The sequence below is a fragment of the Pantoea sp. MBD-2R genome (assembly GCF_039134845.1).
Taxonomy (GTDB): domain Bacteria; phylum Pseudomonadota; class Gammaproteobacteria; order Enterobacterales; family Enterobacteriaceae; genus Erwinia.
The window spans coordinates 4,098,685-4,111,690 of the sequence record NZ_CP152417.1 but is presented as its reverse complement, the minus strand read 5'-3'; the positions used below and the strand labels follow the sequence as shown (position 1 = coordinate 4,111,690).

Genomic DNA, 13,006 nt, shown 5'->3' with positions numbered 1-13,006 from the left:
ATGTGTGTGTTTTGGCAAAAAGGCTATACCGCAACATCCATGGCCGATCTTTATCAGGCGATGGGCATCAATTCGCCAAGCCTTTACGCGGCATTTGGCAGTAAAGACGATCTGTATGAGGAAGTGCTCGCCTGTTACACCAGCCATATTGGCCCGCAGATCTGGCAGCCGCTGGCCGCAGCGGAAACCGCGCGTGCAGGCGTTGCGGCCTGGCTGGCGCGTTCAGCAGAAGTTCTGACGCAGGCAGGCTTTCCGGCAGGCTGCATGATTACCCTTTCGACGGTCGCCAGCGAAGGCAACGAACGTTTAGGCGAAATCGTTACCCGTACTCGTCTGGAAGGCCAAAAACTGATTGCCAGACTGTTGGATCAGGGTGTCGCGAAGGGCGAACTTCCCGCGGACACCAACACCAGGGCGATGGCGCAGCTTTACGTTACCCTGCAACAGGGCATGTCAGTGCAGGCGCGTGACGGAGCGAGCCGCGAAGCACTTCAACACGTTGCCCGTCTGGCGATGAACCTGTGGCCAGCAAGCGCGCAACAATCCGCCTGAACACGTTTTTTGCCGCCTGATTGACGTCACAGAGTTGCAAAGACCTGCCGTGAATTCATATTATTGCCTGTTATGCGCAGCGATTACGTGTCTGCTCAGGTGATTCCGGGATACAAGTCTGATGCCTTCTGTGACGTACAATGAAAAACAGGTCAGCCGCTGGACGGGCGCACGCACCGTGGCCAGAGCAAAAGGTCTGGTGGAAAAAGCGCAAAATATTCAGTGGCAAAACAATCTGTTAACCGGTGAGGTCCCGGGCAGTAAAATCGAACCTTTCCAGGTGATGGTGCATTTCAGCCGTCCGCAGGGCAAGCTGCATGCCAGTGGAGAATGCACTTGCCCGGTCAAAAATAACTGTCGCCACGTCGCGGCGGTGATGCTCGCATACTTGCAACAGCAACCGGCAAAACCGACTCAGGCAGTTAAAAGCCTCGCCGTCGATCCTGTGCCTCAGCTGCGTCTGGAATCCCGGGCAAAATTTATCAGTGGCTTTGGCCGCTATGGCCACCGGCAAAAGCGTCTCGATTTTGCTGCCGTCTATTTCGATTATGCGGGTGTACTGGTTGCGGCAGGCAGTAACGGCGAGCAGTTTGCCGATCGCCACGGCATACTGTTTCATATCGAACGTCAGCACGATCTTGAGCAGGCCTGGCTGCGGGAAATTAACGCCGCGGGGCTGAATACCATCCCTTCCACCCATATTTACACGCCGCATTCCGCGCCGCTGCCGCCGTCGATTTTCGCGCCGGCGGTGCCAACGCAGTGGCGTAAATTTATTCGGGTCATGCTGCCCAAATTACGCAAGCGTGGCTGGGATATCAGCATGGACGATGACTTTACCTGGAACGTGACGGATATAGAATCTATTGACGGCCGCGCTGTGCAGGGGCATGACGGCTGGTTTGCGCTCGACATCGAAGCCAATACTGGCAACCGACAGCTAAAGATGCAGCCGCTGCTTAGCGGACTGCTGCAAAAAGATCGCCGCTGGTTGTCTGGCGATCTGTCACCGATCCCGGATGATGAAGTGATTGAGCTGCGCAGCGACCGCAATGAACGCCTGCATATTCTTGCTGGTCGTCTGAAGCCGCTCATCGGTAGCCTGATTGATTTATGGAGCCAGGGCAGCGAAACGCCGCTCCGTATTGCGCCTTTTGAGGCGGGCAGACTGACGGCGCTGAGCGATACGGGCCGCTGGGAGTTTCACGGCGAAACGGGCGTGGTGCAGCTGGCGGAGCGGCTTCGTTCGGCTAATGGCATTCAGCCTGTCGCGCCGCCAACAGGATTAAAGGCGCAGCTACGGGATTATCAGCAGCAGGGAGTGAACTGGATGCAGTTTCTGCGGGCGCAGGATCTGTCAGGCGTGCTGGCTGACGATATGGGGCTGGGAAAAACCATCCAGACGCTGGCGCACCTTTTACTGGAAAAAGAGGCGGGGCGGCTGGATCGTCCCGCTCTGATCGTGGTGCCGACCACGCTGGTCTATAACTGGACGCAGGAAGCCAGTCGCTTTGCACCGGATCTTAACGTGCTGGCGCTAACCGGGCCACAGCGTAAAGATTTTTATGAGCAGATTGAACGCTATGACGTCGTACTGACAACCTATTCACTGCTGTGGCGCGATCAGCCTCAGCTGCTGGCTTATAGCTATCATCTGCTGATTTTGGATGAGGCACAGTACGTTAAAAACAGCGCTTCGCGGGCTGCAAATGTGATCCGTTCCCTCAAGTCGCGTCATCGTTTGTGTCTGACCGGCACGCCGTTAGAAAATCACCTTGGCGAGCTGTGGTCCCAGTTTGACTTCCTGTTGCCGGGTTTTTTAGGCAGCGAAAAGCAGTTTACTCAGGAGTGGCGTATCCCGATAGAACGCAACGGCGATCGGGTTCGGCGCGATCTGCTGGCACGGCGCGTGCGGCCTTTTATGCTGCGTCGCCGCAAGCAGGAAGTGGCCAAAGAGCTGCCGCCAAAAAATACCATCGTGCGTTCGGTTGAAATGGAAGGCACACAGCGGGATCTGTATGAATCGGTGCGCAGCGCGATGCAGGATCGCGTCCGGCTGGCCGTTGAACAGCAGGGTGCCGGACGCAGCCATTTGCTGGTGCTGGATGCGCTGCTTAAGCTGCGACAGATCTGTTGCGATCCGAGGCTGGTGAATACTGACAAAGCGGCAAAGGTAAAACATTCGGCCAAGCTAACGCTACTGCGCGAAATGCTCAGCGATCTGCTGGCGGAGGATCGACGCATCCTGATCTTTTCTCAGTTCACCAGTATGCTGTCGCTGATCGCCGAAGAGTTACAAAAAGCGCGTATTCCGTATGTGATCCTCACGGGCAGCACGCGCGATCGTACCGAGCCGGTCAGACGCTTTCAGAATGGCGAAGTGCCGGTATTTTTGATCAGCCTGAAGGCGGGCGGTGTCGGCCTGAATCTCACCGCTGCCGACACGGTGATCCACTACGATCCCTGGTGGAACCCGGCCGCAGAAAATCAGGCAACGGATCGTGCTTATCGTCTGGGGCAGGACAAACCGGTTTTCGTCTACAAGCTGATTGCCGCTGGCAGCATTGAAGAGAAAATCGTCGCGTTGCAGCAGCAGAAAGCAGAGCTGGCTGGCGGCATTCTTGAAGACGAGCTGAGCGAACCGGGCAGCTTTAGCAGCGACGATCTGGCCGCGCTGTTTGAGCCGCTCTAAAAAAGCCCGCGCGAGGCGGGCATATTTATTATTCCATACCCCAGCGCTTCTGATACCACCATACGGCCTCCCAGGGCCGCAGCATCACTTCGCCAGGCGTGACATGCGTATCGGGATAGTTGCTGATTAACACTTCCCAGCGGCCGCTGTAGGCAGGCGGATGCCAGACCTGCGTATCACCGCTGAAGTTGGTGGCGACCACTAAGGTTTCTTTGCCATAGCGGCGGCAGTAGCACCACAGATAAGCGTGATCCGGCAGCAGATCGAGATAATCGCCCCAGGTAAGGATCGGATAGCGTTTTCTCAGCTTGATCAACTGCTGGTAGGTATAGAACACGGAATTTTCATCCGCCAGCGCCGCCTCGGCGTTGATCGTTTCCAGATTGTCACTCATGCCAATCCACGGCGTGCCGGTAGTAAAACCGCCGTTCTCGCCAGCGTTCCACGGAATGGGCGTGCGGCCATTATCGCGCGATTTACTGGCAAGGATTTCCAGCAGATTATCGCTGTCGCGCCCCTGCGAACGCAGTTCAGCGTACATGTTATGGCTTTCGATATCGCGGTAATCGATGATACGGGTAAAATGTGGGTTGGTCATGCCCAGCTCTTCACCCTGAAAAATATAGGGCGTACCCTGCATCCCGTGCAGCACCATCGCCAGCATTTTTGCCGACTGCACGCGATATTGTCCTTCATCACCCCAACGCGAAACCACGCGCGGCTGATCGTGGTTACACCAGAACAGCGCGTTCCATGCTTTATCGTGCATGCCATGCTGCCAGTGGGTAAAAATCGCTTTTTGCGCCACCAGATCCAGCGGCGTTAACGTCCATTTTTGGCCGTTCACAAAATCCACTTCGACATGATCAAAGCTGAAAACCATCGATAACTCTTCGCCGTCCAGCGAGCCATACTGCTGACAGTGCTCAAGGGTGGCCGAAGACATCTCACCGACGGTCATTAACTCGCGCGGACGAAACACATCGCGGCTCATCTCACGCATATATTCATGGATGCGCGGGCCGTCGGTATACAGGCGCAGCCCGTCACCGTTCGGATCGTCCGGGAAATCCTGATGTTTGGAAACCAAATTCACCACATCCAGTCTGAGCCCATCGATACCGCGATCTGCCCAGAAGTTGACGATCTGCTTCAGTTCCGCGCGAAGATTATCGTTTTCCCAGTTCAGCTCTGCCTGCTCCGGCGCCCATAAATGCATATAATACTGGCTACTTTCCGGATGCCACCGCCAGGCATGGCCACCAAATTTCGATAACCAGTTGTTTGGCGGTTCGGTCGGCGTACCGTCTCGCCAGATATAATAAGATCGGTAAGGGCTCTCCTTATTCAGCGCTTCGTGAAACCAGTGATGCTGGGTTGAGCTGTGGTTAAAAACCATATCCAGGATAAGCCGCATCCCACGCCGGTGGGTTTCTTCTACCAGATTGTCAAAATCGTTCAGCGTGCCATAGCTCGGATCGATAGCAATATAGTTCGCCACGTCATAGCCGTTATCCACCTGCGGGGAGAGGTAAAACGGCGTCAGCCAGATAGCATCCACGCCCAGCGTTTTTAAATAGTCGAGACGCTGGATAACGCCAGCGAGATCGCCTGTTCCGCTGCCGGTCGTGTCCTGAAAACTCTTGGGATAAATTTGATAAATAACGCCGTTCTGCCACCACGGTGGAATTTTAGTCATTGCTCAATCCTGATATCAGGTGAAAGGGGTCAGGCTGAAGGCTCGCTGCCTTTTTGTTCTCCCCTAAGGTTAGCCATTAACTGGCAAGGTGAAACGGTGAGAATAGGGGGAAAAGCGAAAATAATTGTTAGCGCCCGACAGGAAAAGGGCAACTTGATAGCAGAATCGTAGCGGGAAGAGGATTTACTCGTCCGGCGAGCATCTACGCGTGCTCGCCGGAGGCCCGGCCGCTAGCGGATCCGGCGTGAAGGCATCATCCGCAGCAGCGTATTATCTTTGAGAAAATAATGATGGAACAGCGCAGCAGCAGCGTGAAGGCCAACCAGCCAGTAGCCAAGAGGCGCAAGCGTTTCGTGCCACTGGATTAACGACCGTGCCAGCTCCAGATTGGGCTGCGACGCCACCGGCATATTCATGCCAAACAGCCACCAGTCCCGGCCTCGCAGGTAGCGCGAGGTGATGCCCAAAACCGGCAGGATAAGAAACAAAGCATAAAGGCTGGTATGCACGGCATGAGACAAGCCTGTTTGCCAGCGTTGCAGCGGCGGAACAATGTCGGGACTGCGCCGGCGCGTGCGCATCATAAGCCGCATCAGCATAAGGAGCAGAATGCAAAATCCGGCACTGAAATGGGTGATGATCATGGCGAATCCCTGCCACGAGCCGCGCTGTGTAAAGCCGCGAAGCTCCATGGTGGCGTAAGCAACGATCAGTAAAACAGCGGTAAGCCAGTGTAGGGCAATCTGCGGAGCCGTGTATTTAGCCATAGCCTTTTCATGCGTAAAGGTAACAAGATGTAAACATACCATGTTTGCTGGAAAAAGCGGGAAAGGTAAATGCGGTAGCGCAGCAAAAGCTTGCTTGCTGGTGGGGAAAAGGTGGCGTGGCGGCAGGGCAGGATATTCCTCTCCCGCAGGGAGAGGAAGGGGGGCTTAGCGACGAACGGCGATGGCCTCGATTTCGATTTTCACATCTTTCGGCAGGCGTGCCACTTCTACACAGGAGCGTGCCGGGAAGCTGGCAGTGTGCTCGGTGAAGAAGGCTTCATAAGCGGCATTCACGGTAGCGAAGTCGTTAAGATCTTTAACGAACACGGTAGTTTTAACGATATCGCCCACTTTCAGCCCGGCGGCTTCAACGATCGCGCGGACGTTTTCCAGCGACTGGCGAGCCTGTGCGCTAACGTCATCAGCCACGTCGCCGGTTTTAGGATCGACCGGGATCTGACCCGAGGTGATAATCATGCTGCCAAGATCGACGCCCTGCACATAAGGGCCAATGGCGGCGGGGGCGCTTTCAGTACTGATTTCGCGAGACATAATTTCTCCGTATTAACCTGATTAGCGGAGGCGGCTGCGGTGCCGCCAAACGGCTTATTATAAGCCGCGGTATACTGATTACCAGTTTGCCAGCACCACGTGATGGGCAAACTCTTTTTCACAGTATTTGCATTTTAACTGTACGTCTTCATTACGTTTTCTGACCGCGAAGCTGGAATTAACCGGCTCGCTGCGGCTGATGCAGTTACTGTTTGGACAGGTCAGCACGCGGTCGATATTTTCCGGCAGCGTCGGCGAAATTTTGCCCACCACATCGTAATTATCGATGCGGTTTACCGTGGCGTGTGGCGCGTATACGGCCAGCTGATTGATCTGATCGTCGGTCAGAAACGTATTTTCAATCTTGATCAGATCCTTGCGGCCCATTTCGCCGGAAGGCAGATTCAGGCCGATGGTAATGCGCTGATCGGTTTCCGTCAGCCGGAACAGCGACAGCAGCTTAAAACCAATCTGTGCCGGAATATGGTCGATTACCGTGCCGCGTTTAATCGCTTCGACCTGCAATTTATTATCCTGAGTCATGATCGTTCCCCTTACAGAGCCAGTTCGCTGTTTAATACCAGCGCCAGAAGCGCCTGGCGAGCATAAATACCGTTACCCGCCTGTTGGAAATACCAGGCGTAAGGTGTTTTATCCACGTCGGTGGTGATCTCATCAATACGCGGCAGCGGATGCAGCACTTTCATATTGTCGCGAGCGCCAGCCAGATCGGCTGCACGCAGCACAAACTGCGCTTTGACATTGGCGTATTCAGAGGGGTCGAGACGCTCTTTCTGCACCCGCGTCATATAGAGAATATCGACCTGCGGCACCACTTCTTCGATGCTGTCGTGGCGGCTCCAGGCGATGCCTTTCTCGTCAAGCACGTCGGTAATATAGGCTGGCATCGCCAGCGCATCGGGCGCGATAAACAAAAAGCGGTTGCCGTTAAATTTCGCCAGTGCCTGGGTGAGCGAATGCACGGTGCGGCCATATTTCAAATCGCCGACCATGGCGATATTCAGGTTATCGAGACGGCCCTGTGTTTCCTGAATGGTGAACAGATCCAGCAAGGTTTGTGTTGGATGCTGGTTGGCACCATCGCCGGCATTCAGAATGGGTACGCCGTTGGAAAACTCGGTGGCCAGGCGGGCGGCACCCTCTTGCGGATGACGCATAACAATCGCGTCCACGTAGGTACCAATCACTGAGATGGTATCAGCAAGGGTTTCACCCTTTTTCCCCAGTGAAGTATTACTGCCGTCGGCAAAGCCCACGACGGAAGCGCCAAGGCGATGCATGGCCGTCTCAAACGACAGGCGGGTACGCGTGGAAGCCTCAAAGAAGCAGCTGGCGATAACGTTATGCTTCAGCAATTCCGGCTGCGGCGTCGCTTTCAGGCTGGCTGCGGTACGCAGCACCAGTTCCAGCTCATCGCGGCTGAGATCGTTAATTGAGATAATGTGTTTGTGATATAGCGGGTTAGCCATGTTCACTCTCCTCTTGAGCTGAGCCGGTAAGCGGAAAAATGGGCAAAAAAAAGCCCCTCAATGAGGGGCTTTCTTTGCAGATCGGTGAAGCCAGCTAAGGAAAAACGGCGCTGCCCGCCTGCGGTCAGGCGTGACGTCATGGTCATGTCAGCAGTGCTCAGTTTCATGCATCCTCCAGGCAAACGGGGGGCATTATACGCGTTCGTCACTCGCCGGCAAGCAAAAGTAATCGTTTGCCTTCAACCAAATTATGGCAGCTTAGCCAGCGTCGCCACCATTACCGCTTTGATAGTATGCAGGCGATTTTCTGCCTGATCGAACACCACGCTGTGCGCGGACTCAAACACGTCATCGGTCACTTCCATGCCGCCGTGCAGATCGTACTGCTCCGCCATCTGCTGGCCCAGCGTGGTCTGATCGTCATGGAAAGCGGGCAGGCAGTGCAGGAATTTAACCTGCGGATTGCCCGTCAGCTCAAGCATCGCGCTGTTGACCTGATAAGGGCGTAACAGGGCGATACGTTCCTGCCAGACTTCTTTTGGCTCACCCATCGAGACCCACACATCGGTATAGATAAAATCGGCCCCGTGAACACCTTCGGCAATATCTTCCGTCAGCGTAATTTTGCCGCCGGTTTTCTCCGCGGCCTGACGACATTCCGCCACCAGCGCCTCGTCTGGCCAGCAGCCTTTTGGTGCCACCAGACGCAGATCCAGACCAACCAGTGCGGCCGCTTCCATCATCGTATTGCCCATATTGTTATGCGCATCGCCAACGTAGGCGAACGTCATCTCGCTAAAGGCTTTTTCCGGCAGATGTTCCTGCATGGTCAATAAATCGGCCAGCAGCTGCGTGGGATGAAACTCGTTGGTCAGGCCATTCCACACCGGTACGCCAGCATGTTCAGCCAGTGCTTCGACCAGCTCCTGACCGTGGCCGCGATACTGAATAGCGTGGTACATCCGGCCCAATACGCGAGCCGTATCCTTCATCGATTCTTTATGGCCAATCTGGCTGCCGCTTGGGCCGAGGTAAGTGACATTAGCGCCCTGATCGTAAGCGGCAACTTCGAAAGAGCATCGTGTACGGGTCGAGTCTTTTTCGAAGATGAGCGCAATATTTTTGGCTTTCAGGTGCTGAACTTCTTCGCCATTTTTCTTATCGGTCTTGAGATTGGCGGCCAGCGCCAGCAGTGCGGTGATTTCAGCCGGGGTAAAATCCAGCAGCCTGAGAAAATGGCGTTGAAATAAGTGACTCATAAAGCACTCCGGAGGGTTTTATGTGAATTAAAATTCAATTTAACCGTATGAATATTCATTTTCAACCCCGGCGTGCAGAAACTTTTGTATAAAGGTAGTGGCGCGGAGGACACTGTGGGAAAATACTTACCAGAGATGCCACACACAGAGGAACGGATCATGGCAAATGAAGCATTGCTGGAAGAGCAGCGTGAAGAAACACGACTGATTATTGAAGAGCTGTTAGACGACGGCAGCGACCCGGATGCGCTCTATACCATCGAACACCACCTCTCCTGCGACAGCTTCGACGCGCTGGAAAAGGCGGCGGTAGAAGCGTTTAAACTGGGTTACGAAGTCACCGAGCCGGAAGAGCTGGATCTCGAAGACGGCACAAAAGTGATGTGCTGCGACATTCTGAGTGAGGCAGCGCTGAATGCTGAATTAATCGATGTTCAGGTAGAGCAGCTGGTCGATCTGGCCGCCAAATTCAACGTTGATTACGATGGCTGGGGCACCTATTTTGAAGATCCTGACGCTGAGGATGAAGACGAAGAGGGTGACTTTACCGATGAAGAAGATGACGGTACCCGTCACTGATGCATCCGGGCGGAATTTATTCCGCCCAAGCGTTCCGCGACTGTTTTCTTAACGGAGAGTGAAGTCACCTCTCAGGCGCGCCTGCCGCGCTGTAAACCCGCCTGTCTGACTCTATTTTCTACGGATTGTTTACCCGCATGAATATCGACACGCTGCTTGCCCCCGTTCATTCTTTTCTGCACTGCCGTACGCCACAGGCCTGGATTGATGAAGCCCGCAAGCCCGAAAACCTGCCGCTGCTGCTAACGGATCATCTGGTCTGCGAACTGAAAGCCGCTCAAACCGCCATGTGGCTGATCCGCAAATATGTGGCGGATAAAGAAAGTGGCGATGCGCTGCTGGCCTGGTTAAAGCCGTGGGAACAGTTCGTCCATAGCGAAAACGCCGATCTGGCGTTCCTTGAGCAACACAAAGGCTTGTCGAAAGCCATCATCAGCCGTGCCGACGTCGCTTATGGCGACGCGCTGGTGGATAAAATGGTGTTGCTGATCAAAGAAGAGCTTCATCACTTCTATCAGGTGCTGGAAATTATGCAGGCGCGTAACATTCCCTACGTGAAAATTACCGCCAGCCGTTACGCCAAAGGCCTGTTGCGGGAAGTCACCACCCATGAGCCGCAAACGCTGGTGGATAAGCTGATTTGTGGGGCTTATATCGAAGCACGTTCGTGCGAGCGTTTTGCCAGCCTTGCACCTTATCTCGATGACGAACTGGCGGCATTTTACATTTCGCTTTTACGCTCCGAAGCCCGACACTATCAGGATTATCTGGCGCTGGCGGCTCAAATTTCAGCGAGCGATATTACGCACCGCGTACGTAAAATTGGTGAAACGGAAGCGAAGTTGATTACTGAACCCGACGGCGAGCTGCGCTTTCACAGCGGCGTACCGCTTTGGTCTTGATTTTATGTCAGGAGCCGCACGGGTTTTCGGCTCCCTAAATAAATATTTTATTACCCAGATAAAATTAACAATAAACGTAACTTTATTCAGTTATTTATTTTCTAATTATCCCCTTCCGTTGTATTTCTTAATTAAGTAAAAGATTCGTTAATTAATGAGAGTGTTTTTTATGAGCTGATTCTAATTTGCGTGACAGCTCACAAAATAAAATCTTCAGGCTGGTGGTGTTATTTCTGGTGTGTATATTCATCGGGCAGTAAAAATGCATGGGATTTAACGCAAGCTGCACCGGATAAGCAGAGCGTGAATCCAGATAAAATTTTTGTGCTTTATTTGTGGACGTTATTTAAAATCAACTCGCCTTCACCAGGGCTTTTGACAAAGGAATGTCATATGAAAAACAGTCATGTTTTTTTCGTGTCATTGTTAAGCGTGTTGTGTTCAACAATGGCGCAGGCAGAAAAGTCTGACACCATAAACAAGATCGTCGGTAACGCCTTTTTTAATGATGCGCATCTGGATCTCACGCTGCGCAATCACTGGAAGTACCTGAAAGAAAACGAAGCTCAACCAAAAGCAGTCCATAACGCCTGGGGACAAGCCGCCACGCTCTCATTTCGTTCGGGATATTTTAACGATGTCATTGGCTTTGATGCCGCGTACAGCAGGGCCGTGAAGCTTAGTGCCAGCGACTATTTTGCCACGCGTGGGCTGCTTTATAACCACGGTAGCGGGTACGAAAAACAGAACGCAGGCGGCTTCGGCCGTTTCGGCCAGCGTTACGTTAAGATGAAGTTTGGTGATGAGGCACTGGGCCTACACGCGAAAAGCGGCTGGCATGAGCTGAAAAACGTTGGGGTGATTACCGATGTTTATCGTCTGGCTAAAAACAGCTACTTTGGCTACAGCGGTTCGCTGCACTGGCTGAATTTTAGCGCAGATGCGGCTTACGTAACGCGTTCTGTTATGCAGGATTCGCCCGACCGCGTGCATTTTCTTACCGCCGATAACAAAGAGATTGAGTCTGTTTTTACCACCGGGCTGAATTACCGCGATCGGGGCGAATCCTTTTCCTGGGCATATGGTGAGTCAAAAGATTATCTGCGCCGACATCTGGTTGAAGTCGTCTGGCCTGTCACCGGGCAATGGACGCTGGCTTCACAAATTTATGCCAGCTATGCGCTGGATAATTATAAAGCCATGCCTGCGGGAAAAAGAGAGTTTGATAACAACGCGTGGCATTATGCCGGTGAAATTCGCTGGCAGGAAAATAAATGGAAGCAACGTTTTGGTTTCGCCTGGACCCGTGCAAAAAAAGAGAATGCCGTCGGCTATTACGACCGTTTTATGGGTAAAAACACCCGGGGTCGTTTTAACGCCTTAACATCCGCAGGGAAAGATTATATGCGGGATGGTGAGTTGGCGTTAACAACGCTGACGCAATATGAATTGTCTCAAGGCCTGTCGGCGGGGATACAAATTAACTATGGTCAATTTACCTGGAAAAATAATACCGTCCGCACCGGTGAAGTGACGCTGTTAAATCTTTGGAAACCGACTGATGAGCAGCTGAAGGGGCTTACGCTGGCGACGCAGTTTGGCTACGGATGGTCATATAAAAACAACAAATCTACGCCACTGCTGAATGCACAAGGCGATTATATGCGTTCACCGAATCTTTCAGCAGAAGTCGGCATCGAATATAAATTTGGGCTGTTTTAAAACGGGGGATATATGAGGATCTGTGGTTTCTCAGCTCGAAAATGCCAGCGTGACGAAAATCCGTTATACCGATGCCGGAGAGTTTGTTATCGAATCGATTGGCGACATGCGTTTCGTTGAACGCGGAGCAAAACAGGCATCCGGTAATTAACTGCGCTGGCGAAAAAGCCTGCCCCCAGGCTTTTTTCACGCAAAGCCTTACAGGTTTTTCAGCATCGTTACTTCACAATCTACATGGCCGGTGCAGCCCATCGGCCCATCGATATGCTTAAAGCCTAAGTGCTCGTACAGACGGATGGCGCGGGTTAGTGAAGCGGTGGTTTCCAGATAGCAGCGCTTAAAACCGCGTTCGCGGGCGTAATCCATTGCCAGCATCGCCAGCTCTCGCGCCATGCCCATGCCACGAATAGCAGGCATAAAATACATTTTTTGCAGCTCGCAGATATCCGCCTCGCTGCACTGCAAAGGCGCCACGCCGCCGCCGCCGACAATCTTGCCATCCAGCTCAACCACCCAGTAGGCGCTGTTAGCTTCGCTGTACAGCTCAAACAGGCGATCGAGATTAGGATCGGCCACCGTAAAACCTTTATCAGCGGTCAGGCCAAACTCTGCCGAAACATCACGGATCACTTTGGCAATATGGGGATTATCATCAGACTGCACAGGACGAACCCGCAGATTGGTTAAAAGAGTATTAGTCATAATGCTGTGCCGTATTTTTACTGTTTTGCAGTGTAATAGCATTCGTAGCGCACGGATGCAATCCTCAGCTTTTGCTCCGTGTTTCCTGCG

Annotated in this window: 14 protein-coding genes; 6 read left to right on the top strand and 8 right to left on the bottom strand. The window is 53.2% G+C overall.

From position 1 onward, the window contains the following. Positions 1-552, top strand: a complete 552-nt coding sequence (locus tag AAGQ96_RS18845) for a TetR/AcrR family transcriptional regulator (RefSeq protein WP_342754331.1) — start codon at positions 1-3, stop codon at positions 550-552. Between the two features lie 121 nt (positions 553-673). Next, a complete protein-coding gene (locus AAGQ96_RS18840) occupies positions 674-3,244 on the top strand; it encodes a DEAD/DEAH box helicase (protein ID WP_342754330.1) in 2,571 nt (856 codons plus the stop codon). A 28-nt stretch (positions 3,245-3,272) separates the two neighbouring features. On the opposite strand, the gene treC is transcribed toward AAGQ96_RS18840, so the two are convergent. The 7 genes from treC to argF form a co-directional block, all read right to left on the bottom strand. Beyond that, positions 3,273-4,943 carry an alpha,alpha-phosphotrehalase gene (gene treC, locus AAGQ96_RS18835; RefSeq protein ID WP_147199970.1) on the bottom strand — a complete coding sequence of 557 codons (1,671 nt, stop codon included), beginning with the start codon at positions 4,941-4,943 and terminating at the stop codon, positions 3,273-3,275. A 230-nt stretch (positions 4,944-5,173) separates the two neighbouring features. Further along, a complete protein-coding gene (gene cybB, locus AAGQ96_RS18830) occupies positions 5,174-5,710 on the bottom strand; it encodes a cytochrome b561 (RefSeq protein WP_147199969.1) in 537 nt (178 codons plus the stop codon). A 165-nt stretch (positions 5,711-5,875) separates the two neighbouring features. Beyond that, positions 5,876-6,262, bottom strand: a complete 387-nt coding sequence (gene ridA / locus AAGQ96_RS18825; RefSeq protein WP_342754329.1) for a 2-iminobutanoate/2-iminopropanoate deaminase — start codon at positions 6,260-6,262, stop codon at positions 5,876-5,878. Between the two features lie 78 nt (positions 6,263-6,340). Beyond that, complete coding sequence (pyrI, locus tag AAGQ96_RS18820) at positions 6,341-6,805, bottom strand: aspartate carbamoyltransferase regulatory subunit (RefSeq protein WP_147199967.1); 465 nt, start codon at positions 6,803-6,805, stop codon at positions 6,341-6,343. Between the two features lie 11 nt (positions 6,806-6,816). Beyond that, on the bottom strand, positions 6,817-7,752 hold the full coding sequence (gene pyrB / locus AAGQ96_RS18815; protein ID WP_147199966.1) for an aspartate carbamoyltransferase: 936 nt from the start codon (positions 7,750-7,752) through the stop codon (positions 6,817-6,819). A 2-nt stretch (positions 7,753-7,754) separates the two neighbouring features. Further along, entirely contained in the window at positions 7,755-7,919 is a 165-nt protein-coding gene (locus AAGQ96_RS18810) for a hypothetical protein (protein ID WP_168199572.1), read from the bottom strand. Positions 7,920-8,000: 81 nt separating this feature from the next. Beyond that, positions 8,001-9,011 (bottom strand): ornithine carbamoyltransferase, encoded by a 1,011-nt coding sequence (gene argF / locus AAGQ96_RS18805; protein WP_147199965.1) that lies wholly within the window; start codon positions 9,009-9,011, stop codon positions 8,001-8,003. 159 nt (positions 9,012-9,170) lie between these two features. Here argF and rraB point away from each other — a divergent pair, with 159 nt between their 5' ends. The 4 genes from rraB (at position 9,171) to AAGQ96_RS18785 (ending at position 12,365) form a co-directional block, all read left to right on the top strand. Beyond that, positions 9,171-9,590: a ribonuclease E inhibitor RraB gene (gene rraB / locus AAGQ96_RS18800; RefSeq protein WP_147199964.1), complete on the top strand. Its 420-nt coding sequence runs from the start codon at positions 9,171-9,173 to the stop codon at positions 9,588-9,590. Between the two features lie 137 nt (positions 9,591-9,727). Further along, positions 9,728-10,492, top strand: coding sequence for a tRNA isopentenyl-2-thiomethyl-A-37 hydroxylase MiaE (gene miaE, locus AAGQ96_RS18795; RefSeq protein WP_147199963.1), 765 nt, complete (start codon positions 9,728-9,730; stop codon positions 10,490-10,492). Between the two features lie 393 nt (positions 10,493-10,885). Beyond that, positions 10,886-12,214: an OprD family outer membrane porin gene (locus AAGQ96_RS18790; RefSeq protein ID WP_342754327.1), complete on the top strand. Its 1,329-nt coding sequence runs from the start codon at positions 10,886-10,888 to the stop codon at positions 12,212-12,214. A 22-nt stretch (positions 12,215-12,236) separates the two neighbouring features. Continuing rightward, positions 12,237-12,365 (top strand): hypothetical protein, encoded by a 129-nt coding sequence (locus tag AAGQ96_RS18785; RefSeq protein WP_342754326.1) that lies wholly within the window; start codon positions 12,237-12,239, stop codon positions 12,363-12,365. Between the two features lie 47 nt (positions 12,366-12,412). Here AAGQ96_RS18785 and AAGQ96_RS18780 read toward each other — a convergent pair whose 3' ends face one another. Continuing rightward, positions 12,413-12,916 carry a GNAT family N-acetyltransferase gene (locus AAGQ96_RS18780; RefSeq protein ID WP_147199960.1) on the bottom strand — a complete coding sequence of 168 codons (504 nt, stop codon included), beginning with the start codon at positions 12,914-12,916 and terminating at the stop codon, positions 12,413-12,415. Positions 12,917-13,006: the final 90 nt, after the last annotated feature.